Source organism: Arthrobacter sp. JB02-1C (genome assembly GCF_057748045.1).
Genome location: NZ_CM173235.1, coordinates 3,455,034 through 3,481,823 on the forward strand (window position 1 = coordinate 3,455,034; position 26,790 = coordinate 3,481,823).

Consider the following 26,790-nt stretch of genomic DNA (forward strand, 5'->3'; position numbering starts at 1 on the left):
ACTTGTATATTAAAATGGGTCGGCGCGAGAGCTAGTGACACGGACGAAACGATCCCATAATTTTTTGTCGATCGCACCACGGAACTCGGAAAAGACACCCCATGCTTTCAATTAGCCGTCGTTGCTTCCCGTAGACTATGGCTCCTGTTCGGGGAATCCCCTACTGGTGTTTGCGCTGCAGCACTCGACTCCAGGTCGGTTCGAATTTTAGGGCGTGCTTGCTTCAACTGACTGTCAAGGTCAGAAATGTGTCTTGACATCTTTTGAACTTCGAGCTCCAGTTCAGCCACTTTCGCTTTTCGGTAACGTCGGCCTCGCCGGAATGCCACCAGCTTTTCTTCTTGGGCACGATTGGCAGCTATGTAGTTGTTTAGTTCGATTTGTATTTCGTGCAGCTGGTGGAGCATAGCAACGTTTTCGTTCATGAGGTCCTGAGCCATCCCCGAGACGGGCACGTGGTCGGCGTGCATCGCCGATTGCGCAGCTGAATCTGTAGATACCACAGTTGTCAGAGGCGATTTCGCTAAGCGCTGCTGCATTATTTTGAAAGCTTCCCTGCGGTGACTTGCTTCCTTTCCGGGTATCCAAGACATACCCGTGGCGGCAATTCGATTGGTCACCGCAACTTCGTCAACCAGGAAGTTGGCAGCCAATGTGGCATTGCTGTCGCGCTTTGCTGTAGGACCGGAAGAGTAGTTTGACAGGATCAGTTCTGCCACCGCTCGATCGAGGCTGGGAACCGCCCGCTTCTGCAAATGGGCTGCCAGGATTTCCGGGTCTGAAGTCTGCTCCACTACTGAGACGCGCTCACCGAACTCTCGTCCCATACGTTCCAGGGTCTCGACCAGGACTTCGCACTCACGAATAGCTACCTCTGGTACGGCCCCAGTAGACATGGCGTGGGCTACAGTATCAACTAGGGGTTCAATGACCGCCACCGCATGCACATCTCGGTGATCTTTGAGAAGATCACTGAATACGCGGAGGTCATCCGCGACCAGTAAATGCAGACCGGCCTCTCCCCAATCACTATCGAAACGAGTTTCACGAAGCTTGCCGGTCAGGTTAATGAGGACGACTCCCCTTTGAGTTGCAAAGTTCTGGTCCAGGGTCATATTTTTCCTTTCAGTTTCCGCGGCGCCATCATAATCAAGGTTCCAAGCTTTTTTTAATTCCAGGAAACATGCGCTTCTGCGAAGACTTTGGCATCGGGGCCGACGGAAGCACCAAAACTTCCAGCTTGCTGAGAACGCTCTAATCCAAGACATGGCCAGCTTGGTCCGCGCTTCGTAACTGAGACACTCGGGCACGTCTCGAGCCAGTTGATCAGAGATTGGGAGACTTGAACCGCGGAGCTAATTGATGAGGGTCAGTATCTCGTCGAAAGTCTCTTGGTTTTCTGCTCCAGCATGACCTGACGCATCCGAAAAGATACGGCCTATGAGCTTATCCCCGTGACCTGCGGACTCAACGAACTCTTTGAATGGCAGGAAGTGATTCTCGTAGTGATCTGTATCCTGTTCGTTCTGTGCCAGGAATATGCTCCGAGCGTTGCGCGTCACCTCGGAATCAAGTGCCGAAAACTTATACCAATGTTTCTCTGGGACTGCGCCCAGCTTGGCAGCGCCGTAGGCTGCCCGCGACATGCGGTTGGTCCACTTGACGGGGTACTTCCGAAGGTCAGTCTGGGGGTTAATCGCAATCACTCGCACTCCCTCGTAGTACCGGGCGAATCGCAGAGCTGCGAATCCGCCGCCACTGGATCCGTAAGAGAACACCCGGTCCTCAGCAATGCGCGCCTTCTCAGCCACGGACCTTACGATCTGCGAGATGTGTTCCAGGTAGTCTCCCTGGCTGTTCCCGGCATACCAGGCGAGCCCGAGATTACTGTCGTGGTAGAGCGCCGGGTCTGAAAAGTACAGGCAGCTGGCAGGGAACTTACTCGCCCAACTCCAGCGCTGGAATACTGGCGGCTCAAACATGCTTCGTCTCGCGTCTCCCGAGAAAAAGACGATCAGGCGCCCCGTCTCGGGCTTGGGGGCGAAGAGGAAGTCGTACTGCTCACCCTCGAAACGCTCGGTGTAGAGGCCCCGCCCCTGGACGACGAGGTCTGCCGGTCCCGCCCAGTTATGGCGCGGAACGCTCTCCAGATGCTTGATCGATGTCTTCTTAGCCTTCATGCTGCTCAACTTCCACGCCTAGACCGGACAAGCGCCTCAAGTAGGCCTCCGGAGTACATTCCTGCTCGATGAAACGGACTGCACGCTGCTGCTGTTGTGCATAGCGCTGCGAATCCCACAACTCGTTGACGACATTCCTGACCTGGTCGGGCTCTGCATATACCGCCGCATCTTTGAACACGGGTTCAAAATGGCGTGGCAGAACACAGACCACTCCGTAGCTCATGGCCTCAAGGATGGCCATACCGAAGGCTTCGAGCCAACCGTCGCTGTGAAAGTAGACGAAGAAGTCGATCTTCTCCGACAGGTACTCCTCCACGCTGATCTCATTGAAGGCATAGATCTCCCAAGCGGGCGGGTTCCGCGAGAGGAAGCCTTTCTGCACAGGCACCTTGGTGCCGCCAAGAATGCAGACTCGCGTTGAGCCATCTGCCGGATAGACGTGCTTGAAAACCTTTCGGTCCGAGGGCCATTTTGCAGCGTCGTCGCGCGCGTGCCGGCCAATGGTTGGCCCCCCTGCCCGGTAGCGGTTTCGGCTCGCCTGCTCTTTGAGCTCGATGATGCCCTTCCAAGAGAAGCTTGTCAGATCTGACGCGGGCATTAGTGGTGCGATCATGGCCCCGATCTGCTCACTCTGCGGGGCCCAGAGCGGCCGCACGCCGAAGAGGCTCTCGATATTGCGGGTGACGACGCCGATGTCATAGCTGCGCCGCTCTCCGCTCGGTTCGAACGGCGGATGGTTGGAGACTATGACAGCCTTCTTGGTCTTCAATCCGGCTTTCACATCCGGCACAACCTGCACCGCTGTGGGCCACCGCACGACGAGAAGGTCACTCTCAGCTGCGGTGTCCAGAGACAGCCGGTCCACCTGACCAGTAAGTACCAAGTCATCAATTTTACGGCTGAACTGCCGTTTGGAAGCCGAAGGGATCAGACCGTTCTGAAACGGGATCACACCTACCCGGAGGCCCGCGTTTAGACAGACCGAGATCTCATTAAAGAGTGACGTAGAGTTTCCGGCGAGGAAGCCGAACTCGGAAGCGAAGACAACGTCATACCGGGCTGGGCCTTCGGGCCGGGATCCTGGCAGGTATGCGGCCGGAGCGACAAAGCGACGTTCTTCCAACGTCTTAGGCATATAAGGGGATTCGCCCGATTCCCGAATTTCGCGATGCCAACTCTTGTAGCCACGCAGGTACGCCCGGCGTTCCGGTGCGAGATAGCCGACACCCATGTCATCACGGGTGAGGTTTGCTCCATCCATGAGAGCGAACGCCATGGGTACTCTAGTGATCGGCTCCACGGTGATCCCGTAGTAATTCTCGATGCGGCTCTTGAACTCTGAGTCTCCAGATTTGCGGATCGTGTCCCAGTAACCGAGGTCCTTCATCACCGGATCACGTCGGAACATCAACGAAGCCATGGAGGGGTAGAATACCCGTCCCGTTGCGGACCGCAGCATCAAGGTCAGCTGCTCGTCCACGCGTACCCAGTTGGTCATATTCGCAATGCGTTCAGGACCCGCCATGAAGTCGCGAACCTGCAACTCGATCTGCTGGGGGTGGTGCCAATCGTCCTTATCCGCCACGGTGATCAGGTCGCCTGTGGCCAGGTCGAGGGCATCGTTGCGCACAGAGTAGGAGCCACGGTTTACGTCGTTGAGCACCAAACGGATGCGAGGGTCACGTGCCGCAAGTTCCTGTAGCTGTTGCCTGAATGGCGTCGGGTGACCCTCAGCGTCCTGCTCAGGTGAGCAGTCGTCGATCATGATGATCTCAAGCCTGCGCCAGGTCTGCCGCAACAGGGAATCCACGGCCATGTTGGTGGCGGCGCTGGGTTCGTATATTGGCATGATCACCGTCACCAGCGGGGCTCCCGGATCCTCCGGGGCTGGGGGCAGGTCCGTGGTGACGTTGTAGAAACCGATCTGGTCTCGCTGCATCGAGATCGGAGCGATGCCGTCTCCTTCGAGCATCTCGTTGAATCCTGCCAACCAGGCTCCCGAGTAGCTGGGGTTGCCCGTCACGTGCGGGTTAATCGCGTTGAGCGCCAGCAGGTTCTGCGAGAAGTCATGATCAGAATCAGGATCTTCCGCGATGAGCACCCGGGCGGATTCTGCGAATTCCCCGCGCCACCGAAGGAGGTCCCCATAGAAGGCGCGGTCGGCGGCGGTGATGGCCTCCAGCCCCCTCCACGCCTCGAGCATGGAGTACAGAGTCAGCGCATCAAGCTTATCAGTCTCGTCCCGAGGCGCGGCGAAGAGAAACCGGGCCAAGGCGAGCACACCGGATTTCCAATGCTCGTCTACCAACATCTCGGCAGCGGACTCTCGAAAGAGCTCTGTCCGGTAGGACTCGAGAATCCCATGAAGCTGGCCAAAGTCATAGCGTCCCTTGGACGCGGCATATGCCAGCACGTCGCGGGCGCCACCGTTGCGGTTGCGAATCGCGTTGGTGGTGAACCACTGGAGACGACCTGGATTCGCACGCAACTCCTGAACCCAGTACCAGATTGCGCCGCGAGCTGGTTCGAGCGTCGCGCCCGCGCGCTGCTTCTGCGAGGCTATGGCAGCTTCCAACTTCTCTAAGCTGATTTGAGCCCGGGAGTGCTTATACGTCCCTAGGAACGCCTCGACGAAGTTCTTACGTCCGGCCCGGCGTGCGCTTCCCAGAAGGTCCAGGGCGCGGGATGACGAGGAGGCCTGGAGTGCCTGTGCGAGCAGGAACTGGTCGGTGGCGCAGAAGGACCGATCCTCCCAGAGCACCCTCTCCCCCCGGGCGTGGACGGCGAGCAGTCGCAAATGCGCGCTTCCGGGCACTAGAACAGAGGAAGGCAGAGCGAGAGAGTATCCCGCGCGCGGGATGCCGTGCAGCAGTTTCGCTTGATTGTTCTCAAGGGTCGCGCGGGCCCGGCGGATCTCGGCTGGCCCTGTCTCGGTGACCTCACAGAGGACCAGCTCCACAGGAAAGTCGAGTCCCGCCGTGTGGAAAGCCCACCCGGTGAAAGCCCCCCCATCAAGGGCGGTCTCGGAGAGCAGGAACTCTCCTTCGTTGTCCTGCACGATGAGCTCGGGCAAGCCCTCGGGCCGACGACCGGTAAAGTCTCCCAAACGGAGATCATAGGTGGCGCCGACTTCGGCTCCCGGCGTATGCAGGGCGATAGAGTCGGTGAACCTGCCCTCGAGCGGGATTGCCCCGGCATACCGCTGGGTCCCCGCGGCCCCGGGGTCGCTCTCAGGTGGCCCAGTCCGTGCCGTTAGGATCAGCTCGGCCTCGCCCACACGCAGGACCAGCCGACGGTACTGGGACTCCCCCGTCAAAGCGATCGAGGCATAGCTATCCGTCAGTGCCATGTGAGCAACGCGGATCTCGGAGCGAATCCGGGCAGGCTTGAGCCACGTGGAGGAGGTATCGGGTGCATCATGTTGCAGCCGCTGCGCTTCGCGACCGGCGGCCTCCCTGTACTCCGCCGCTAGCTCCAGCATTTCGTCCAGCACCAGCACCGGCGCGGACGGCTCGCCACCGGCGAACACCTGGACCCGGTGGACCTGTCCGTCGAAAAAATCCGAAGGAATCTGGGTGCCGTGCATGTAGCCCATGGGGGCGTTGAGCTTCACCGCCTCACGCTTCCACGGAAGGACTCGTCGGCCGGTTCTCCCTTGGTCGATGACCTGGCCGTCCACGGCCACCCGCGCGTATGCCGGCCGGTTTTCGGCGCTGGCCCATCCGGCCACTTGGCCAAGCGGTGTAACCATGAAGCCGGCGCTAAGATCCTCCGTGCCCGCGATCCGGAAATCAGTGGTAGTGATACCCTTCTGGCCAAGAATATCGCCCGTGCCGCGGTGAATGAGGGCCACGTCGTGCTCATCCCCGGTCCAAAACTGGGGAGGCAAGCTGCCAAGGAAACCCACGTTTCGGGTGCTGAACTCCTCAGCCGAGAGCTCATCTCGGAATATGTTGCAAGTAAGCGAAGTGACTGTTTCCCCGTTGACCACGATATCGAGCACAGCCGTTTCGTGACCGGCGTCGGGCTCGTACACCCAGCCGCTGATCCGGTGGGCCTGGTAATTGACAATCTTGAACTTCATAGACCTGCGATCTCGTGAGGAGCCATAAGCGGCAAAGGAACCACGGGCGGGAGGTGCCACACGGGGGCAAGACCACAAGCGCGAGGTGCCAAAGGGCGAGGGAACCACGGCTATGATACCAAAGCCGGATGGACCCGAGAGCATCACCCGAAATTCTGTGCGTTTCCTCAGCTGACCGTACTGAGCCTGTCTCACATTCTTTAGATTGCCCAAAGGGGCTTTATTCTTGGTTTCTTCAATTGCAATTCTTGAAGCCTCCGGTGTCACCACCCACGCCTAGACGCGCAACCTCCCAATGGCTCAGTTTCCGCCCTAACCGACAGCCAAGCGTTGATTCAATGGCATCTAGTTCGTGTAGGTAAGAGCCAAGATCAAAATTGCGCTATTCCTGCGCCGGATCATGTGTTGGCCTGATCCAGCCGTGCTAACTTGTCACACGACCTATCCGTCTCCGTGTAAAGCAGCACCGGAGATCTACCGACGCTTTCTGGGCCAAACTTGACCAGCTGCCAACTATTCCTGAAAGGTCGTTATGGAACGCCGCAAGTTTCTCTCGATCCCCCTCGCTGCAATGGCGGCGCCCGGTGCTCTCTTGGCAATCAACGCTGGCCCCGCGGGCGCCTCCGGTACGCAGCCTAACGTGGCCCTGGCTCCGTCAGTGTTACCGGCAGTCAAGGCACTGAAGGGCGTGAGCCACGCCGGTACTGATGCGCTGGCACTCCAACAAATCAAGGCTCTGAACCTCGGCTGGTACTACTCTTGGGGCTCCAAATACACCGTGACAACGACGCCCGGCTTCGTACCAATGATTCGAAGCGCCAAGGCGCTGGACCAAGGCGCCATTAACTACGTGGCTAGCCAACTAGCGCTGACCAAAGCCAAGAACCTCCTGGGTTTCAACGAGCCTGATGTCAGCGCTCAAGCCAATATGACGGTGGACCAAGCAATCAGCCTTTGGCCAAAGCTTCAAGCAACCGGGTTGAGGCTGGGTTCACCCGCTACTGCGAAGCCCTCTAGCCTGTGGCTCGAGGAGTTTATGGCAAAAGCCAACAAGCGCGGACTCCGCGTGGACTTCGTCACCATGCATTGCTACGCGTGGCCAAACGTACAGGACTTCCTTGATAAGGTATCCGCCTTGCACGAAAAGTACGGCAAGCCTGTTTGGGTGACTGAATATGCAGTGGCCGACTGGAACGCATCCTCGACCCGGCCCAGCCGTTACAGCAGGTCGCAGACCAATGACTTTATGCGCGCCAGTGTAGCGGGTATGCGGCAAATGCCATTTGTTGAGCGCTTTGCCTGGAAGACCCGGTCCATCAGCGACCCAGTCATGGGCTCGTCTGCCTTATACAACGCTGACGGAACCCTGACGAGCACCGGCCGGCTCTACGCGTCGCTCTAAGCGAGGCGAGACCCTTGGCCTAAGACTCGAGGGCCTTCAAGGCCGGTGCCAGCCGCAGGGTGGCCTCTTCGAAGGCCGCCCTGCTGGCCCTAGCGTCCTGCGGCAGGGCCATAAACGTCTTGTAGAGGTTTCGGGAGTTGTATCCCACCATCGACGGCATTGCCAAGTCAGCCTCCGACATCGACACACTCCCCCACGTCCCCATCCGGTGTTCCCAGTAGAAAATGTCATTTGGGTCGTAGCCCATGACGGATTCGGAGGTCAACGACACCCGCTCCATCATCTCTGCGAAGAAGTTTCGGGTGATATGAGAACCGGCGTTCACGTCGTAAGCGTTGGAGAACTGCTGTACGTTGACCTCGCTAATCCTCTTGTCTTGGCTTTGGTAGAAGCCGCGCATTATTTCACCGCCGAAGCCACGGATGAAGATGCCGCCTTTTACCTTGTCCCCGGTCAGGGCAAGGCGTCCGAGCCACGGCGAGCCGGGCCCGCGGTAGTAGGCGGTGGAGCGCCGGAACGCCTCAGACAGGGCGTCATTCGTTTGGTTGAGTGTCAGGCGGTTGTGGATAGGCCAGACCTGCGATTCCAGTCCGTAGGCCCCTGCGATCTCGGACGCCTTCCGAGCGTCCCCGGAACCGGTCATATTTGCCGATTCGCTGCGCACGTAGGTGAAGATGACCGGGTTATTGTCCTTGGTAGCGGCGAAGACGCCGCGGCTGTCCGTGCCGGCCGTCAAGCCCAGCACCGGGCGCCGTGCATTGATGGCCAGATACCAGCGAAGCCCGTGCAGATGGGCCTCTAGGGCCGCCGCCGCCTGGTCATTGGTTGCCTCGCCCCCTCGCTCTTCGCGCGGCCAGAACCTTTCCACAGTCTGTTCCGGCATGATCAATTTGGTGTTCGGTGTCAGCTGCACCACGTGGTCGTACGGCGTTGCCACGCCCGGCAAATACTTCACGTCCCGCTGCAGGTAGTTGCGGGAGGTTATGAAGGGTACAAAATAGTCGGCGAAGCTTGTTCCTATGAGGTGGGCCACGATTTCCGCGTGTGAAGCGGCGACGGCAGCGCCGGCGGTGGAGTAGAAGACGGACCTTGATCCGATTGCGTCCTGGTATATCTCGGTTTTGCCCTGGCGGTGCACAATTAGTGCAAATCGTCCCGCCAGACGGTCGAGCGCTTCGTAGAATTCGTGTTGGCTGGCGGACGCGGCCACGAGCTCCGCCAGGACCTCGTCCTCCTGGTAGATTCCTCTTTCGGGGTCGAAGGCCAGGCCCACCAGAGCCATGTGGCCTCCGTGGGCCGCGGCAATAACGCACTTGGTTTCAGGGTGCAGCGTGAGGATGACGCCACCCAGTACTGAAGACCTCCAGCCAGCCAGCACGCCGGCCGTCAATGGGGAATCGGACACGACGAAGCCGTTCCTATACAGCAGCCGGTCCAGGTCTGGGCGTCGAGGAGGCTCGGGCAGTAACGTCATCGGGGTCCTAGTTCTGCTTCGCGCACCGGATCGGACGGCAACAGAGGGAGCTCCCGGCCGTAAACGTTCCAGTGTGCCTGTTGAATGTGGGAGACAAAATAACCCCTCGAGGGGGGCGCATGTTCGTTCTCGTAGCGTTCGGCCACGAAGTTAATCTTCCGGCGTCGGATGAACCCGCCTTTATCCGGGTCGGCACCATTGGCTAGCGCAAAAGGTACGTAGTGGGCTTCGAAGTGGTATTGGTCACCCGTGTTTTGGACGAAGTGGACGAAATTAACCGGGCGGAGTGCCTGGTAGAGCTTGCGCAAGTTGACTCTCGTTCCAAACTCAGCCTCGACACGCTCATACGACTTGTACCCGGGAAATGCCGCGGCCGCTAAGGCCTTTCGTTGGCTCAAGTGGTATCCACTGATCGTGGTTTGGGGCGAGAAGACGACGGCGACCGAGTTGGGAATGAGCCGGGACAGGGCCAGCGCGCCAAATCCTCCGGCACTGCTCCCGACGCAGACGACGTTCGAGTACCCGCCGGCAGCAACGACCTGGCGCACCACGGACGCATACTCAGCAATGAGGTCTTGACCTTCCCGGCCGATGTACCAGCCGATTTCGAGAGATTCGTTGATCTCAAGGGTGCTATCGGAAAGATAGAGCCGAGCCGCGTGCAGCCGGTTAAGGGTTCGGCGCCACTCGAACCGGGGCACCCGAAACCTAGTGCGGTCCATCGCACCGTGCAGGGAAATGAGCAGAGTGTCGCTGTCATTCGGCTCGAACAACATCCGTAGCGGCAACCGATCGGGCGAAGCCGACTCAAAGACCACGTGCGTGTCCTGTGCCGGGAGCGAGGTGATGGAGGAACCTGACGCCACGGCGAGCTTCGCTACGCCGTTGTCTGGATCCCACCCGACATTTTGGTTCCAGTCGATGGGGAGAGACGTCGTCGCATCGGCGTCGCGCGGCTCTGGGCCCGTAGCCTCCCGGCTAGTCCCGCCCGGCAGCGGCCACCAGCGCCAGCCCTTCATTGTCAACGGACGGCGCCTCGGCCGGGCTGGTGAGCGTCCGTTCCAGGACGGCGGCCACGTCAGGGTCCTCCGACGCCCACTGGACCACTCCGCCAAAAATCGCACCAAGGTGTTGGGCGACAGTCGTGACGGCATATGCGTGTTCTCCAGTTAGCGGGTGGATGGGCGGCTCGGAAGCTCGAACCATTATAGTGTCCGCGGTGTGCCCACTCGGCAGTGCGCGGGTGAACTGGAAACTTGTGGGATCGTACACCCGGACGATTCGCGAACGGACGTCGTCGGTCACCTCCACCCGTGTGAGACTTCCCGCTGCGAATTCGTCCATGACTTCGTCAGCAAAGGACGACTGAAACGAGACGGAGCGGAGGATGCTCGGAACATGCATCAGCCCGATGCGGCGTCCCGCGGATCGGGCTTGCTCGATGTCGCGCCACATGGTGGGATCGTTCTCCTTGGCGGCACCGAAATCTCCAACGAAAAGCTCGTCGATTTCGCGCGGTTCGGACCGTGCGGGCAGAAAATTGGCGGGAGCCGGGAAGGCGCGGGAGCCTTCCAAACGGAAATCCAGGTGGCCGGTGTGGCGACCGGCCTTGATCTGCCGGTGCCAATGTTCGTAGGCGGCCCGGTAGGCCACACGGTCCGGCGAGCGGTATCCCATCCTGAAGTCCTCCATGGACAGGTTGGTTGAAGTCACCAGCGACAACGTCAAGGGTGCCTGGGTGACTTCCAGCACTTCCTTGTCGTTCACCAAGAGCTGGTATCTAAGGATGAACTCGGTGTCAGCTGCCTTTCGGACCGTGTCCCAGTAGCCGAGGCGCTCCCTAATAATTTGCACAGGAAACAGGGTGGAGACGTGAGCAGGGGTCACGTATGCTCCTCTCCAGCCCCGGTAGTGGAACATCAAATCTTCGCCGACGCGTGACCACGGGGCTGAAACCAGTCGGTGGTCTTCCTGCTGACCCGCGAGAGCAACCAGCATCTCGACTTTCTGGGGGTGTTGCCAATCGTCCCCATCGAAAATGGTGATGAACTGGCCGGTCGCGAGCGAATACCCGATATTGCGGGACGTATAGGCACCGGAGTTTCGCTCGTTGCGCACGACCCTGACGCGGGGATCCGCAACTTCCCACTTGTCCAGCCGGCCCGCATAGGCGTCCCCGGATCCGTCGTCGACGATAATGACTTCGATGTTCCGGTAGCTTTGAGCCAGCGCAGATTGAATAGCGAGGTCCGTAAATGCGTCAGGTCGGAAAACCGGCATCACGATTGTGACCAGAGGCCCGTCGGTCACGGCGGGCACGGCATCCGTGGCTAGACGAAGAAAAGCCGGTTCCGCGCCGTCATTGAGGCGAATGAGCGCCAGCCCAGCGGCCTGGTACAGGGCATTGATCTCATCCATCCACTCTTCCTGAGAACGGGTCGGGTAGCGGAAGGGGTTCTTCGCGTTGGCCCTGTACAGGTGCAGATCGTTGGGGTTCCTGGCCTCGCTGTCGTATAGCCCCTGCAGCCTCAGCATTTGGTCTCCGCGGCCCGTCTGCGCCAAGGCATCCAGAAAATACTCGCCGCGACGTTTGCTCTGGAAACTCTTCGGACCTAACCTGCCGTAGACGTACTGATAGATCGTCGCAGCGTTGAGGATGTCATGCTTGCGGAGATTCTGCCGGTAGCAGGTATCCGCCAGAAGGAGCAGTCGGTTTTGAATGGTGGAGTCAAAGACTCGAAGGATCGGTTCCTGTGCACCGCCGCCTATCCGCACCAGCTCGAGAGCATGTTCCATTTGATACCAGTCCCAGCGGCCTGACGTCGCATTGCGGGTAAGTATGTCGCGGCCGTCTACCGAGCGGAATTGAGTCAGCCGCTGGACAAGTCTTGCGGCCGGAATGTTTCCTTTCGTGCCCCACCAGTAGGCCGGCCCTAACGCCCCCGATTCCGGCCCTTGCAAGGCGGAGAAAGTGGACGGCGCCAGCGCCTTGGCCCCGATACGGGCTCGCATGAGAGCAGCGTCAATCTTTGCCAGCCCCGCCAGCCCGGCGGCAACCATCAGCAGCAGAGCCGCTAGAAAAACGTAAACGGCTTGGAAGTAGGCTGATGCAAGGACTCCGAAAAACAGCACGCTAAAGGCAGTAGCGGCCACCTTTTTCTGTAATGAGAGCCTCCGGAACCTGCGGATTAGACGTGTGAGGGGCAAGATATTCCTAGGGCGATCGAGTTGTTCATTGGCGTGGCAGTGCCTCCTTGTCGAAGGCACTCGAAAAGTGGCTGCGGAAAGCCTCCCCGCGGGCGCCGCCAGCGTCCGTGGTCGCATTGAGTTGCGGGGGTGGCTGGAAGCCGTCCCATTGCTCGGCCACGCTTTGCAGGAAGATGCTGTCCTCCGGGTTCCAGGTATGGCCGCCGTGCGAATCGGTCCCAGTGTGGCGCTGCATCATGTAGTTTTGGCCGTGCGACCGGTAAATCAATCCGCCCGCGGCCTGGACTGCCTGCAGGAGGCAGCGGTCCACGGCGCGGTGGACCGGACGCCATCCGCCGAGCTGACGAAGCTCGTCCCGGCCGAGCATCATGGTGCCACCTGCCACGTGGTCCGAGTACTGTTCGCCGAGCGGCGGCCTGCGGGTGGTGATATCCAGGGTCTCTAGATACACGAATTCAACTTGTGCCCCCACTAGGGTGGCGCCGCTGAAGTCCTTGGCATGGACCAGGTCGCGCAGGTGGTGCGGGCCGTACCAGTCATCGTCGTCCATCTTGCAGACAAGATCCCCGCTGGTGGCTCGGATGCCAGCGTTCAGCACGTCGCCGAAAACCATGTCAGCAGGCACCGAGAGGACCTGCAATTCGCCGGCGTAGGACTCAACGGCGCGCCGGACCTCGGGCAGGTCGGCGTCAAAACCGTGCAGCACCACCACCACTTCAAGTGCTGGCCAGCTTTGGCGCGAGAGCTGGTGCAGCGCGAAGGCCAGCTTCTCGGGCCGGCGGGTCGCTAAGACCACACTCACTGAGGATAGCGGGAGCAGCGGTTTCCCCAGCCCGCCCAGTAGTTTGTTCCACCGGGGCCTGGGGCTGTAAAGATCCAGAGCCGTCCGCCGCATCCCGATCGACTTTGCTTCCCGCAGCACCGGAGGGTCACCGGCGTCGAACGAATCAATCTGTTGCAGGAGCTCATCACCGAGCAGGGAGCGCGCCTCGGTGGGCAAAGCCCGCACCAGGAGCGGGACCCCGGCAACGGCCAGTTGGCTGAGGCGGCGCGCCAAGTCCCAGTGCAAACCCTCAAATCGTGCGCCGTCCACCTCGAGGTAGCTGTGTTCACGGAGCGCCGCGAGGTCCGCTTCGTGCAGGAGGCCGCCGGTGCCGAGCTCGGCTGGCTCGAGCGTCCACACCTGTTTGGCCGGGTACGGGAGAAAACCCATGGGCGAGATGACGGTGGTGTCAACAGGAGGCAGCACTGTTCCCCGAGATGTCCAGACAGGCGGCGTCGCCCGGGCCGGGTTGACCGATGCCTGTTCGCCGAGCTCCACGGCGAGCTCACGGCGTCCGATCAGCACATCCACCGGGTAGATGTCGTCCGGCTCCGGGTGCAGGAGCTGCACCGTCATGAAACTGCCCAGAGCGTCCCCCGCCAACCAGCAGCTGTCCGCAGCGTCGGTGAAACCGACCCGCAAGCCTCCGAGCACGGGCGGGCGCGCAGCAGGCGCGGCGCACGCCAAGGCAGCGACAGCCGCAGCGTGCACGTTCACCCACTTGCCTCCGGTCACTTCCACCGCGAAGCCAACGCCCGGGGCTGTCAATGCCGCATCGAGCGCCTTGACCTGCAGAGCACGCGGCGTCCACACCGGAAGATCCGCCCGTGGAAGGAACCCGCGGATGACGAGCACAACACGTTCCGCCCGTCCTTCGCTGCGAAGCAGCGGAAGCAGGGCCCGGGCCTCGGCCAGCGATTCTGCCTTTACCACGTAGTTGCCCCACCACAACTGTTCCGCCGGAACGCCGTGATCCCAGTCCGCACCGCGGGAAGGATCGCGGTGCTCCCAGTCGGTGCGGGCGTAGTCCAGTCCCAGATCCAAGGCCAGCTGGGCTATGCGGTTCGCCGCGGCGCCCACGGCCACGCTCTTAAGATGCATGCCGCTAGCTCCTGCTCCGGCCGGCGCGGGCCTTGAGCCGGACCAGGATGTAGGCGGGGCCCTTGCGGGCAATCGCCCTGGCGCGGGACAGCCCGCGGTTGGGGGCGAGTCCCATTTCCAGCCGGCGGCGCTCAACTTCGGATTTCCTCAACCGTGACTCGAGGTGCCGGATGCGCTGCTCATAGTCCACGCGGGTCGCCCTGTCTGACAGATCCCTGACCACGATGTTGAGGTCAAGGGCGGCCGCGGCGCCCTTGCGCAGGTGCAGCTTCGGCTTCGGGCGCCGAAAGTGATGCAGGCCGAGGGCGTTGCCCGAAACCCACCGTTCGCCGCCCGCGCTGCGTGCGGCCCGTTCCGGATCCCCGGTTTCGGAGAGCTCTCTTAGGGTGGCCGTCGGCCACAGCTCAATCGCGCCGGGCTGGCCATCGACCAGCGCCCGCAGAACCAGTGCCTGCGTCTGTTGCAGGCTGTCGATCATCGCCTCGAGCGAGTGCTGCCCTAGAGCCGTTCCCGCGCTCAGCACCAAGGTGAAAACGGCGTCGCCAATCTGCTGGGTGTTCTTTCCAGCGAAGGAAAAACGCTCGTCGGTGGCGAGCCACTCCTGTAGCCTGGGCCGGCTGCCGGCCTCCGCCAAGATCTCGACGGCAAAGTCTTGGCCGGCCGAGCCGAACAAGGACCCAACGGTCGCGGCAACCTCCAGATCCGAGGCCTTCTCGGTCCGAATCAAAATCCGGACCAAGGGGGTCTTCCGCCGCGGCCTGTGCAGGCTTTTCAGGGTGAGGCCGGCCGATCGAAGTTCCGCTTCTATGGCCCCCGGCAGGGTGCGGCTGTCCTCACCCACCGACGCCGGCCCCCACGGGGTGCAGCAGGCTGGCGTCCGCAGGGAGCTGGCGGGTCCAGACGCCCTTGGTGTCGATGACGTGCTTGCCCTCGAGGGATTGCGGATCGAGGGTCAGGAATTCATCGTGGTCCACCAAGAGCATGACGAGGTCTGCCGCGGCTACGGCCTCTTCCATGCCATGGAGCCGGGCAAGTCCCGAGTCTGCCAAGGTCGCGGGGATCTTCTCGACGTTCGGGTCCACCACCAGAATCGCGCTGTCCGGCAGCTGCCGTGCCAGTTCCTGCACGATCGTCACCGCGGGCGATTCACGTACGTCGTCGATGTTGGCTTTAAAGGCGAGGCCCAGGACCGCCACAGTGGCGCCCGGCTGGTCAGCGAGTGCCTTCACCGCCTGACGGACCACGTGATGTGGCTTGGAATCGTTGACTTCTCGGGCGGTGCGGATCAGGGCGGAGTGTTCCGGCGCCGCGTCCACAATGAACCAGGGGTCCACTGCAATGCAGTGGCCGCCGACACCCGGTCCGGGACGGAGGACGTTGACGCGGGGGTGGTGGTTCGCCAACTCGATCAGCTTCCACACGTCGATGCCGAGGTTGTCGCAGATCAGCGAGAGTTCATTGGCAAATGCAATATTGACGTCGCGGAAGGTGTTTTCCACCAGCTTGGTCATCTCCGCCGTGGTCGCGTCCGTCAGCAGGATTTCGCCTTGGCAGATCACCTCGTACAGCCCTTTGGCCAACTGGGCGCCCTCCTCCGTAAGGCCGCCAATCACACGGTCGTTGGTGAGCATTTCGATCATGATCCGGCCGGGAAGGACGCGCTCGGGAGAGTGCACCACGTGCACTTGGCCGCGTCCGGGGGCAGCATGGAGAGTCAGGTCCGGCCTGAGGCCCATCAGGAAGGCGCCAAGGCGTGCCGTGGTCCCAGGCGGCGAGGTGGATTCCAGGACCACCAATTCACCGCCCCGAAGCATGGGCGCGACGGCCTCCGCCGCGCTGCGCAGGAACGAGAGGTCTGCACCTTTGCCCTCGGCCAGCGGCGTGGGCACAGCGATGATGTAGGCGTCAGCCGTCGGCACCGTGGTCATCGCCACCAGATTGCCCAAACTTACGGCCCCGGAGACCACCACACCCATATCGGGTTCCACAAACGGAACCTCACCCCGGTTTACAGCGTCAACAGTAGACTGCTTCACGTCGACCCCGGCAACGCGCTTGCCTTTCGCGGCGAAGCTGGCCGCCGTCGGCAAACCGATGTATCCGAGTCCGATGACCGCAACGTCGAAAGCCGTCTCGTCCATGTCTCCCCCTAAACTAAAATGTGGTCTTCGGGCGAACCGAAGAACTGGATCTTCGAAGAAGCCATGAGCTCTTCATTTGTTATGGACCAGGTGTGCGAAGCAGCATCCGCGTCGCGCATCTGGCAGTAATTGAAGCGGTCAGCCGAGTAGATGCGGCCACCAGACTCTCTAACGGCCGCTAAGAACCTCGAGTCTTCGCCGCGCGCCAGCGGCTGAAAAGGAATGCCGCGGAACGTTGTGGTTTCGGCGAAGATGGTAGGCCCGGCGACGGCATCAACGTAACGGTGCTCGAGCTGCGGGTTGCGAAGAATGGTCGCGTCCGGTCCGGCCAGGTGCATGTAATGGGCCCGCTTTCCGACCACCACGGCCTCCGAATACATCATGGCGTGCACTTGGTCTCCCAAGTACAGCGGACTGTACATATCATCGTCATCCCACTTGGTGGCGAACTCGCCGTCGGCTCGCGCCACGAGGCGGTTCAGGCACTCCCCCAACGGTGTCCCCTGCGGTTCCTGGAGGAGAACGACGTCGGCAATCCCGGCGTCGTGGCACCGTTGCCGGAATGTTCTGTCGTCCAGCCCAAAACCGTGGGCAAGAAACACCAGCTGGACGTCCACGCCCTGTTGGGCGGCAACGCCGGCCAGGACGTGGTCGACTTGCTGCGGGCGGAAGCTGGACACCAGCACCGAAACCTGGGCCCGGCGTGGCTTCACCGCGAGTGCCGGCTGGGCCACTTCGACTATGGACCGTGCCCGGTGGCTGTAAGTGTGCTCCGCCCAGATCTTGCGTTGAGCCCGGTGGACGAGGCGTTGGGCGTAGTCCGGGTTGGCGGTCAGGGCCCTCAACAGGCTTGCCGCCTCCATGCGGGTGTCCGCGGTGGGGATCTCACCATCGGGAAAAAAGGCCTCGATGGCGGCGCTGGGCGTTGAAACCACGCAGGTACCGGCCGCCGTGATCTCAAAAATCCGCCGGGCGCACATGGACGGCGAGTCGGTCACGGAATTGACGTTCAAAAACACTTTGTAGGCTTTGTAGGCGGTCAGCATCTGTTTGTAGGACAACGAGCCCACCACGTGCTTTTTGAGGCCGTCCGGGAACTGGTACTGAGGCTGCTTGCCCAGCTGTCGGGAGAAAATTTCGAAGCCGGGGCGCTTCCCCGCGGTGGCGTCGACTGCAGCGCCCAGCAGGTACTCCATTTGACGGCGGCGGTCCTCGTACTTGTGGGCAAAGTACATGCCGGCGAATGCGATGTCACGCGCGTGCCAGCCGTGCCGCGGTCTGGCCGGGTTGTGGATGCGGGGCTGGGCCGCGAAAGGCAGCACGGAAACCCTGCTGTGGCCGAGATCCGCGTGGTAGCGCGGCAGCATGTTGGCGTCAGTGGTGAAGACGTGGTCGAACAGCCGCGCGGCGGGGAGAAAGTCCTCGTAATGCGGCGGGTCCTCTTTGTTCCAAAAGACCGCGGGGATTCCGGCGGCGCGGCAGCCCTCGATCAGCTCGCGGAAGGCTGCCGATGGCCCCGCGGGCCCGGTAATTTTCCCGCGCCAGCGGCCCCCGTTGCCGGCCCAGGCGGACTCGACAACCACGAAGTCCAAGGGCTCTTCCCGCAGTTGCCGGTACCAGCTGTCAGGGTTGAGAACCACAACAGTCCATTCGGCGGCAAAGGCCGCCGCGGAAAAATCGTCCATGATGATGCCGACGCGCAGCTGCGGAATGCGTGGCTGCGCAATGTCTACTGCGGCTTCCCGGAAGATCAGGTGGCGACCGCGGCCGAGCCCTCGCCACGCGCCTTCCGCTCCACGGACGCCGGACAGGCTGGCCTCGTCGCGCTCGGTGGTGCTGCGGCTCAGGTAGCTTCTAACCTGCTTCATGCCACCCTGGCGAACGTGCCACAGTGCCCGGCGCCAGTAAGCTGCCTTATCTCGTAATCCCATCTGCTACCGGGACCGCTTCCAACCGTTAGGCAGCAACGTAGTCCGCATCTCCGGAAGGCTGGCCATCAGCTCAGCGCGGATCTTGCGGCCATAATCCGCGTTGCCCTCGTTGATACGCCAGATGAAGTTTTTGTACTCCTTGGCTACGTCTGCAGGGGTGCCGTCCATGATGAAGTCGCCCTTGTCGATCCAGATGGCGCGGTTGCACATGTCAGTAATCGTCCCGAGGCTGTGGCTGACCACAAAGACCGTACCGGCTTGCTCGGTGACCTGCTCCATCCGCTTCTTGGAGCGGTCCTTGAACTGGGCATCTCCCGTGTTAAGGGCCTCATCAATCAGGAGGATCTCGGGGTCCACGGCAGCTGCGATCGCAAAGCGCAAGCGTGCCGCCATTCCGGAGGAATACGACTTCATCGGGTGGTATATCTCGTGTTCCAGGCCCGACATCTCCACGATGTCATCAAACTTTGCGTCCACCTCCGCGTGGCTCATGCCCATTGCCAGGCAGCCTAGACGGATGTTCTGGGCGCCCGACATCGATGAGATCAGGGCAGCGTTGACACCGAGCAGAATCGGGTTGCTCGCGGCATAGACGCTGCCTTGGTCCGGGATGATCAAACCGGCGAGCACCTTCATTAGCGTGCTCTTACCAGAGCCGTTGCGGCCGATGACGCCGATGGAGTCGCCCTGATTGGCTACGAAGGACACCTTATTCAGCGCCGTGGTGCGCACGGCGCTGTCGCCCCGGCGCGACGCCCGCCACGCCTTGAGGGCCGACGTCGGGGCATTAGTCCTGCCGCCAGCGTGGTTTTTGGTGCGGTAGACCACCGAAATGTCGTCCACAACAACGGTGGGATCGGACAAGGCTGCTTCTGACACCCGATAAACCTCAGACACGTCCATACCGTTCCTCCCCACGCCAGAAGATGACGAGTCCCGCCGCGACCGAGGCCAGGGCCCAAATGGACAGCACGGCCCAGCTACGGAACGAAGGTGTGGTGTCATAAAGGACCGAATCTCGAATGATTTTGATGACCAGGAATACCGGATTGAAATCCATAATCGAGCGGAGCACCGGATAGTTGTCGAAGCGGTGCTCCGAGAAGAACACAGCGGAGGCATACATCCACAGGCGCGTGACGAATGAGAGCAGCATGCCAACGTCCGGAATCCTGAGAATTAACGGCGCCAGCACCATCCCGATGCCGAGATTGAACAGGAACTGCAGCAGGATCGCCGGGATGATGAGCAACCATTTCCACGAGATTACCTCGGCGGGGGCCGTGAAGATGATCAGAAGCAACATCACGATGGTCACCGGGATGTTGGACAACAGTTCCCGCACATTGACGGAAATAGGGAGCGCCGCGCGGGGAAACTGGAACGCCCTGATCATGGACGTGTTGCTGGAGAGGGATTTTGCCCCACCGACGACGGACCGCGTAGTCATCTGGAATGTGAACACTCCGATGATCAGGTATCCGATGAAGTTCTCGATGCCCTTACTGGTGTTCAGGAGCAGCCCAAAAATGAGGTAGAAACTCAAGCCGTTCAACACCGGGGTCAGTACCAGCCATGCGATGCCAAGGTTGGTGTTGTCATGGCCGCTTTGAACACGAGACCTAGCGTCAAAGTAGATGAAGCTGCGACGGTCCCAGAGTTGAACCAGGTAGTCGAGCAAGTCGGGACGCTGACCCACCTTATTGAGCCGGGTGAGGTTCACAGGTACCGAGACAGCGTGGGCCTCGGCTCGTTCCTTGATGCTCATCAGATTCTTACTCCCAGCTTTTCCAAGCGTGCTGCCCAGGCCGCCGTGTTGGCGGCCCATGTTCGTTCTTGTAATACCCGGCCCCTCCCGGCCCTTCCCATCTCCTGCGCCAGCCCGGGGTTGGACAAGAGTTGGCCGATAGCCTTGGCGACCATTGCCGGATCGTCCGCCGGAGCCAGCAACCCGTTGATGCCGTCAGTGACAATCTCCTTCAAAGCTGGCAGCCTGCTTGCCACTACCGGCCGCGCGCTGGCAAGAGCCTCCACCGGTTTGAGCGGCGTCACTGAACGAGTCACGTCCAAGTCCTTCCGCGGCACCACAAAGACGTCCAAGGCTTGGTGGTAGCGTGCGGCTTGTTCCCGTGGAACTCGCCCGGTGAAGATGATCCGATCAGCGTAACCGGACCGGCGGGCTTGATCTTCGAGGGCGGGGCGGGAAACGCCGTCGCCTACGATCAGCATGGTGAGCGTCGGGAAGCGGGGCGCCAGCAACTCAAACGCCTCGATCAGACAGTCGAGGCCCTCATAGGCTACCAAACTGCTGACCGTACCGATGTACGGGCCGGCCCCACTGAGGCCAAGCTCACGGCGGGCCGCGGCCGGCTCCATCGGTTCCTCGAGGAAGGCGCCGCCCACGGCGTTGGGAGCGACCAGCACCTTGTTTTCCGGGATGGCGGCAGCGACGATGTTCGTGCGCATCGCAGTCCCCAGGGTGACCACCAGGTCCGCGTCACGCATGACCTCGGCTTCGCGTTGCTGGAATAGTCGGTAGTACTCGCTGCTCTTCGCATCGGCACCCCGGGTAGAAGCCCAGGTGTCTGCCAATTGCCCGCGTACCTCGTACACCCAGGGAATGCCAACAGCTTCCGCCACTGCCCTGACCACCAGTCCGTTGACGTAGTGCGTTGTGGTGTGCAGCACGCTGGGCCGGAATTCCAGCACGATCGCCAGAAGTTCTTCGGCCTGCTGCTGCAGCCGCGCGTCGAGGGTAGAGGCGAGCTTGGCCGGAAGGAGCCGACGGTAACGAACCCCGTCCACCACATCCTCAGACTTCGCAAAGATCTTGCCCACTTGGACTGGATAGCCGAGCCGGGTTACGGCCAGGACGTCCCAGCCGGCTGCCTGCTGGGCGGTCAGGATGGAATGGGTCCGCTGCGCATAACCGCTTGCGGTGTGCGGCAACGAATTGGTGAGCAGGTGCAAGACCCGGCCCGGCAACGCCTGGTAGCTCCTGCGCTCCAGCACGGGCGATGCGGCGCCGATGAGGACGCGCAGCTCGGCTGCCAGCCGCGACCGCTGCCCCCGGTTTCCCCGGTTACCTCGCTTCTCCGCGTCGAGGACGGCGACGGCGGCGCTTACGGCACCCTCGAACCACCGCCGGCGGGCCTGGGTGCGGGCCACGCCTGACGCGTCGCCGGCATGGGCCAGGAAAGCGTCGGCTACTGCCGGCAGTTGGGCGGCCAGGCCGAGGTCTGCCAGGCGCCGCGCCCGTTCTCCATCCACCCCGCGGCCGGCGGCCCACGCCAGCCGCCGCCGCAAACCGTCCTCATCGCCGGCCACCAAGGCAGCCAGCAGAACCGGGATAGCCCACGAGTTGCTCGGCGCAAAACTCAGCACCGCCGTCGAGAGCGGACGGGTCAGCCGTGCCGGCAGCCTCCGGCTGAGCTGGAGCAGCAGGAGGAAAGGGTCGTCCGTGAGGTGGCGCGCGGCTACCCCCGCGGTCAGTCGAACATTGCGGAGGAGCTGGGTCATCGCGCGGAGACCGGCTCCCGGCCCAGCAGCTCGGTGATCAGCCCCATGTAGCGCTCCGCCAGCTGGGCGTAGTCGGCGTTTTCCTTTACCCACTGCCGGCTGCTGCCGTCACGGATCAACCGCGTCCGGTCTGCGGCCAGTTCCCGCCATAGCTCGGCGACTGCTTCCGGGCCGCTGGCCACGATGTCTCCGGCTTCCGCGTCCTCGATGATGCGTGCAGCCTCGCCGATCACGATCGCCGTGACGTGGCGGCCTAGGGACAAGACTTCGTAGGTCTTGGAGGGGATGGTGGTTTCAAAGGACTTCCAGTCATCCCGCAGCGAGATGATGCAGGTGTCCGCCGACGCGTAGCGGTCCAGGACGTCCTGGCCGTGCTGGGGCGGGTGGAACGTGACCGGAGCGTCGAGCTCGGCGGCCAGCTTCTGCAAAGCCGGCAGCCGCGTCCCGTGTCCCACCAGGTGAAGGTGCATGCTATCCCCCACCAGGGCGCTGGCGCGGATCACGACTTCGAGACGCTGGCTGGCCCCGTGGTTGCCGAGGTAGAGCGCTTCAAACACCTCACGCTCCGGTTCCGGCGGGGGAAGGAACGGAATGCTGTCCACATGCAAGCCATTGCTCACGGTCGCCACGTTTTTCAAGCCGCGGGAGCGCAGGGTCTCGGCGAAACCTTCCGTTACGGTCACCACCAGGTCGGCATGGCGTTGGATGAAGTCAACGGCTAGCTCAATTACGCTCTTGAAGCTGCCCTTGACCATCCGGGAGTCGCGGGCCAGGTCCGGCCAGGCGTCCCGCATCTCAACAATCAGGGGAACCCTGCGCGCCTTCGCCAACAGGTAGCCAGCAGCGAGAATCGGGAGGCTGGGCGCCGTCGCGAGAACGACGTCGGGCTTGCGGGTCAGTAGCCCGAGCGGCACGCTCATGGCCGCCGAGAAACAGTGGTCGAGGAACTTTGCCAACTGGGAGTTCCCGTGCGGCAGATACGGGACGCGGCGGATTTGTTCGGTGAACTGGCCCTTTTGCCGCCTGAAAGCACGTCCGGCACGCTCGGCGGGAAGCTCACGCCGGCCCGATGGGGCATGGGCCACCGGGGTGACGACGTCAATTCCCCAGCCCGAGGCGCAAAACTCCTTCAACAGCGCGGTCCACCGGCGCTGCGGCGGGCTGCTCTCCGGCCAGTACGAGTGCACCAGGAGGCTTACCCGGATGGGCCGGCCCTCCACGAAGGCGCCGGTGGAGGGATCCGGAGTGGTTTTCCGGGCCATGCTACTTTCCGGCCTTCGGCGTGGTGTGGGTACCCTTCGCCCCTAGGACGCGGAAGTAGGCAAAGCCTGCGCCCAGCAGGATCAGAACGGTGACTAGCTGGACGGCGAAGGGGCTGCCGGTTGCGGCAACCACTGCAGCCTGGATGACCGGCGCGGCTTGCCCTATGGGACCGGCCAAGGTCGGCTCAGGTGCGGGCGTGCTGGCGGGCGCCGCAGCCGCGGTGCTTTCCGAGGGTGTCGGCTCTGGCGACGGCTCGTTAAACGGCTCTGCGGGCGCTACCGGAACAGCCGGTACCACTGCCTGGTTCGGGGCCGGGTTAACACCCGCCGGCGCAGCCGGGACGGGCAGCGGCGCCGCGGGCGCTGCCGGAACCACGGCGCCGTCTGAGGGGCCGGCGGGCGCTGCGGGCGGAGCTGCCGGGAAGGTCGGTATCGTCGGCTCCTGGACGGGGGGCAGCTGCGTTCCGGGGTCCGGCGTTCCTGGCAAGGTTCCGCTGTCGGATCCGTCACCGGGACCTGGGGTTGTCGGCGTCGGTGCGGAAGGCGCGTCCCCGGGCAGTGGCGGGAGCCCAATGCTCACACCGGGACTGGGCGTCGGCGTAGCGTCGCCCTCCGCTCGAGCCGGCGCAGCACCGAGGCTGAGGGCGAGGATCGTAGCGGCGCCGAGTGCCGCCGTCGTGCGTCGAATCATGGCCGTGCGGCCGGCGCAGCGTGACGAGTCCAAGTGTTCCCCCAAAAGCGAGTTCTAAGTCCTGCGCGTCGTTTGGTTCTCCGCCGCACGGTCAGTTGCCGCCCATTTTCGCGGCAGCACTGAGAGTATTCTACTGGTTTACTCCCAATTCCCTGAACATTGATCGGTCAGTTCCCAGCGGCCAAGGACTTGATGATATCTGCCAGCGTGTCGTCGCGCAGGGCAGCACCCACTTTTGCAATGGCAGCATCATCGCGCAGAACGATGGACTGGCCGTCCGTGGAAGTCCCGATCCCCTGGGTGGGGAGGGTGAAGCTGCTGACGTCCGCCGAGCGGACGTCCCGCAGCCCGATGGCAAGGCCGGCCACGGCTCCGGCATCCAGGGACTTGTCCACGGTCAGGTAGGGCGAGACCTCGTTCACCAGGCCGCTAATCCGTGCCGGATTGGTCAGCGTCTCCGCAGTGAGGAACTTGGACATGAGTGCCTTGAGAAATAGCTGCTGGTTTTTGACCCGCTGGTAGTCGCCGTCGCTGAACGCCTTCCGTTCGCGGACAAAAGCCAGCGCTTCGTCGCCGCTGAGCTGCTGCTTGCCGGCCGGGAAGGAGAACTCATGGGTGTTGAACGCCATGGGCACGTCGACGCTGACACCACCCAGGGCGTTGGTCATCGCCTTGAATCCCTCAAAATCGACGACGGCGACGTGGTCCAGCCTGGTGCCAAACATCCCCTCTAGGGTCTGCACGGTGAGCGGGATGCCGCCGAACGCCATGGCGGCGTTCATCTTCGCCTCGCCGTGGCCCGGGATCTGCACCCACGTGTCGCGCATGATGGACATCATGTAGATCTTCTTCCGGTCCGCCGGGAAGTGCACCCACATCATGGTGTCCGAGCGCTGGTCCGATGCGGCTCCGGCTTCGGCCGAGTCCACGGCGGCGCCACGGCTGTCGCTGCCCAGCAGCAGCAGGTTGGTGGCGCCGGTAGTGGTCACTGCCGGCCGGGCCGCCTCGTCCGGGAAGGCCTGTTCGATTTTCTGGGACTTGGACGTGAAGCTGTTGGCCAGGTTGAAGGCGAAGACGCCGGCCACTGCAGCCGCGGCCAGGAAGAACGCCAGGACGCTCAGGAGCACCTTGCGGCCGGTCCGCTTCGTCTTCGCCCGGGACCGCAGGTGTTCCTCGCTGTGTGCATCGAAAACGGTGTCAATCGGCATGTGCTTCGGTCCCAACTCTTGTAGTGGCCAACGGAAATCGCTCGGCTCATTGTTTCATGCGGGCCCGGCGCCGCCGGTTCGGGTCCGCCGCGAGGCCCGGGATAGGCTGGATGGATGCAACAGCTCCGCCGGCCCGGTTCCCTACGTTCGCTTCGCCTTCTTGCCACCGCAGCCGCCGCCGGGCTAGTGCTCAGCGCCTGCTCCCCCACCGTCGACGTCGCTCCCGCGAAGGACGCCGCCAACGCCGGCTGCGCACCCATGATGGTCGCCCTGCCGGACAGCATCGGGGACGCGAAGCTGCGCAAGACCAACAGCCAGGCCACCGCGGCGTGGGGCGATCCGTCCCTGGTGATCCTGCGCTGCGGCGTCAACGTCCCCGGCCCTACGACAGACCGCTGCGTGAGCGTCAACGGCGTGGACTGGGTGATGAAGGAGGGCAACCCGGTGTGGACGCTGAGCACCTTCGGGCGCGACCCCGCCACGGAGATCCTGATGGACCCGAACAAGATCAGCTCGGCCACCGTCCTGGCGGAGCTTTCCGCGTCGGCTTCGAAGATCAAGGCCACCCGGAACTGCGTGGGCCAGGCCGACCTGAAGAACCTGCCGACCGGACAGTAGCGAGGTTAGCGCAGGCCGGTCCTGCGCTGCAGGGCCAGCTGGATCAGTTCATCGATCAGGTCCGCGTAGTCCAGCCCGGAAGCCTTCCACATCTGCGGGTACATGCTCTTGGGCGTGAAACCCGGCATGGTGTTGATCTCGTTGATGATCAGCTCGCCCTCGGGCGTGTAGAAGAAGTCCACCCGGCTCAGGCCCTCGGCGCCCACCGCGTCGAAGGCGACGGCGGCAAGCTCGCGGACCCGGGTGATCGCCTCGTCCGGGAGGTCGGCCGGGCAGCTGAGCGCGGCGGCGTCGTCCTCCACGTACTTGGCGTTGAAGTCGTAGAAGATGTGGCCACCGCCGGCGACGGAGATCTCCCCCGGCATCGAGGTCCGCGGCGCGTCCGTGCCGCGGCCTTCGAGCACGGCGCATTCGATTTCGCGGCCCACGATTCCGGCCTCGATCACCAGCTTCGGGTCGTGTTCGCGGGCGGCCTCAATCGCGGCGTCCAGCTCCTCCAGCGACTCCACCCGGGAAATACCCATGGAGGACCCGGCCCGGGCAGGCTTGACGAACACCGGGAAGCCCAGGGCGTCCACGCGCTTGCGGACCTGCTCCGGGTCCGTCAGCCACTGCCGGTCGGTGACGGCGATGTACGGCCCCACCCGCAGACCGGCGGACTCGAAGACCACCTTCATGTAGTGCTTGTCCATGCCGACGGCGGACGCCAGGACCCCGGCGCCCACGTAGCGGGTATCGGAGAGCTCCAGCAGTCCCTGGATGGTGCCGTCCTCGCCGAACGGGCCATGCAGCAGCGGGAAGACCACGTCCACCGAGCCCAGCTCCTGCGGGACCTCGTTGGGCGCGGCCACGATCAGCTGGTGCTCCCCGCCGATCTCGGCAAGTGTCACGGTCTTCTCCGACGGCGCCACCTCAGGCAGCGCGGCGGCGGACAACGACCAGGCCGCAGTGTCGCCGGAGGCCAGGACCCACTGCCCGGTCTTGGCGATGCCGATCGGGATGACCTCGTACTTGGCCTGGTCGATCGCACCGAGCACCCCGGCCGCCGTGACACAGCTGACCGCGTGCTCGCTGGAGCGGCCGCCGAAGAGCACGGCCACCCTGGGACGGGAGCGGGCGGAGTGGGCCTCTGGAGTCATGTGTTGT

The 26,790-nt window shown here is 62.7% G+C and carries 19 protein-coding genes; 2 read left to right on the forward strand and 17 right to left on the reverse strand.

Annotated features, from left to right (window positions below; translation table 11 throughout):
* Window positions 1–107: 107 nt before the first annotated feature.
* The 3 genes from AC3ANP_RS16180 to AC3ANP_RS16190 form a co-directional block, all read right to left on the reverse strand.
* Window positions 108–1,115 carry a hypothetical protein gene (locus tag AC3ANP_RS16180; protein ID WP_488331139.1) on the reverse strand — a complete coding sequence of 336 codons (1,008 nt, stop codon included), beginning with the start codon at window positions 1,113–1,115 and terminating at the stop codon, window positions 108–110.
* 240 nt (window positions 1,116–1,355) lie between these two features.
* Window positions 1,356–2,189, reverse strand: a complete 834-nt coding sequence (locus AC3ANP_RS16185; protein WP_488331140.1) for an alpha/beta hydrolase — start codon at window positions 2,187–2,189, stop codon at window positions 1,356–1,358.
* A complete protein-coding gene (locus tag AC3ANP_RS16190; protein WP_488331141.1) occupies window positions 2,170–6,267 on the reverse strand; it encodes a glycosyltransferase in 4,098 nt (1,365 codons plus the stop codon). Before AC3ANP_RS16190 ends, AC3ANP_RS16185 begins: the two co-directional genes overlap by 20 nt.
* A gap of 532 nt (window positions 6,268–6,799) precedes the next feature.
* Between AC3ANP_RS16190 and AC3ANP_RS16195 the strand changes: the two genes are divergently transcribed.
* Entirely contained in the window at window positions 6,800–7,669 is an 870-nt protein-coding gene (locus AC3ANP_RS16195; protein WP_488331142.1) for a glycosyl hydrolase, read from the forward strand.
* A gap of 19 nt (window positions 7,670–7,688) precedes the next feature.
* Here the strand turns inward: AC3ANP_RS16195 and AC3ANP_RS16200 are convergent, their stop codons facing one another.
* The 13 genes from AC3ANP_RS16200 to AC3ANP_RS16260 form a co-directional block, all read right to left on the reverse strand.
* A complete protein-coding gene (locus tag AC3ANP_RS16200; protein WP_488331143.1) occupies window positions 7,689–9,143 on the reverse strand; it encodes a hypothetical protein in 1,455 nt (484 codons plus the stop codon).
* On the reverse strand, window positions 9,140–9,961 hold the full coding sequence (locus tag AC3ANP_RS16205; RefSeq protein ID WP_488331144.1) for a hypothetical protein: 822 nt from the start codon (window positions 9,959–9,961) through the stop codon (window positions 9,140–9,142). The genes AC3ANP_RS16200 and AC3ANP_RS16205 overlap by 4 nt, the downstream gene beginning before the upstream one ends.
* A 160-nt stretch (window positions 9,962–10,121) precedes the next feature.
* Window positions 10,122–12,296, reverse strand: a complete 2,175-nt coding sequence (locus AC3ANP_RS16210) for a glycosyltransferase family 2 protein (protein WP_488331145.1) — start codon at window positions 12,294–12,296, stop codon at window positions 10,122–10,124.
* A gap of 79 nt (window positions 12,297–12,375) precedes the next feature.
* Window positions 12,376–14,274: a glycosyltransferase family 2 protein gene (locus tag AC3ANP_RS16215; RefSeq protein WP_488331146.1), complete on the reverse strand. Its 1,899-nt coding sequence runs from the start codon at window positions 14,272–14,274 to the stop codon at window positions 12,376–12,378.
* Between the two features lie 4 nt (window positions 14,275–14,278).
* On the reverse strand, window positions 14,279–15,001 hold the full coding sequence (locus tag AC3ANP_RS16220; protein ID WP_488331147.1) for a hypothetical protein: 723 nt from the start codon (window positions 14,999–15,001) through the stop codon (window positions 14,279–14,281).
* 106 nt (window positions 15,002–15,107) lie between these two features.
* A complete protein-coding gene (gene wecC / locus AC3ANP_RS16225) occupies window positions 15,108–16,415 on the reverse strand; it encodes a UDP-N-acetyl-D-mannosamine dehydrogenase (protein ID WP_488331148.1) in 1,308 nt (435 codons plus the stop codon).
* 8 nt (window positions 16,416–16,423) lie between these two features.
* The gene (locus AC3ANP_RS16230; RefSeq protein ID WP_488331149.1) at window positions 16,424–18,283 is read right to left on the reverse strand and encodes a glycosyltransferase family protein; all 1,860 of its coding nucleotides are present in this window, start codon (window positions 18,281–18,283) and stop codon (window positions 16,424–16,426) included.
* A 66-nt stretch (window positions 18,284–18,349) separates the two neighbouring features.
* Window positions 18,350–19,225 carry an ABC transporter ATP-binding protein gene (locus tag AC3ANP_RS16235; RefSeq protein WP_488331150.1) on the reverse strand — a complete coding sequence of 292 codons (876 nt, stop codon included), beginning with the start codon at window positions 19,223–19,225 and terminating at the stop codon, window positions 18,350–18,352.
* Between the two features lie 10 nt (window positions 19,226–19,235).
* Complete coding sequence (locus AC3ANP_RS16240; RefSeq protein WP_488331151.1) at window positions 19,236–20,114, reverse strand: ABC transporter permease; 879 nt, start codon at window positions 20,112–20,114, stop codon at window positions 19,236–19,238.
* Window positions 20,114–21,865 (reverse strand): glycosyltransferase family 4 protein, encoded by a 1,752-nt coding sequence (locus AC3ANP_RS16245; protein ID WP_488331152.1) that lies wholly within the window; start codon window positions 21,863–21,865, stop codon window positions 20,114–20,116. Before AC3ANP_RS16245 ends, AC3ANP_RS16240 begins: the two co-directional genes overlap by 1 nt.
* Window positions 21,862–23,127 (reverse strand): glycosyltransferase family 4 protein, encoded by a 1,266-nt coding sequence (locus AC3ANP_RS16250; protein WP_488331153.1) that lies wholly within the window; start codon window positions 23,125–23,127, stop codon window positions 21,862–21,864. The genes AC3ANP_RS16245 and AC3ANP_RS16250 overlap by 4 nt, the downstream gene beginning before the upstream one ends.
* Before the next feature lies 1 nt (window position 23,128).
* Window positions 23,129–23,260: a hypothetical protein gene (locus AC3ANP_RS16255; protein ID WP_488331154.1), complete on the reverse strand. Its 132-nt coding sequence runs from the start codon at window positions 23,258–23,260 to the stop codon at window positions 23,129–23,131.
* Window positions 23,261–23,985: 725 nt separating this feature from the next.
* Window positions 23,986–25,026 (reverse strand): LCP family protein, encoded by a 1,041-nt coding sequence (locus tag AC3ANP_RS16260; RefSeq protein ID WP_488331155.1) that lies wholly within the window; start codon window positions 25,024–25,026, stop codon window positions 23,986–23,988.
* Between the two features lie 114 nt (window positions 25,027–25,140).
* On the opposite strand from AC3ANP_RS16260, the gene AC3ANP_RS16265 reads away from it, so the two are divergent.
* A complete protein-coding gene (locus AC3ANP_RS16265; RefSeq protein WP_488331156.1) occupies window positions 25,141–25,644 on the forward strand; it encodes a DUF3515 domain-containing protein in 504 nt (167 codons plus the stop codon).
* 5 nt (window positions 25,645–25,649) lie between these two features.
* Here the strand turns inward: AC3ANP_RS16265 and AC3ANP_RS16270 are convergent, their stop codons facing one another.
* Window positions 25,650–26,783, reverse strand: a complete 1,134-nt coding sequence (locus tag AC3ANP_RS16270; RefSeq protein ID WP_488331157.1) for a D-alanine--D-alanine ligase family protein — start codon at window positions 26,781–26,783, stop codon at window positions 25,650–25,652.
* Between the last annotated feature and the right edge of the window lie 7 nt (window positions 26,784–26,790).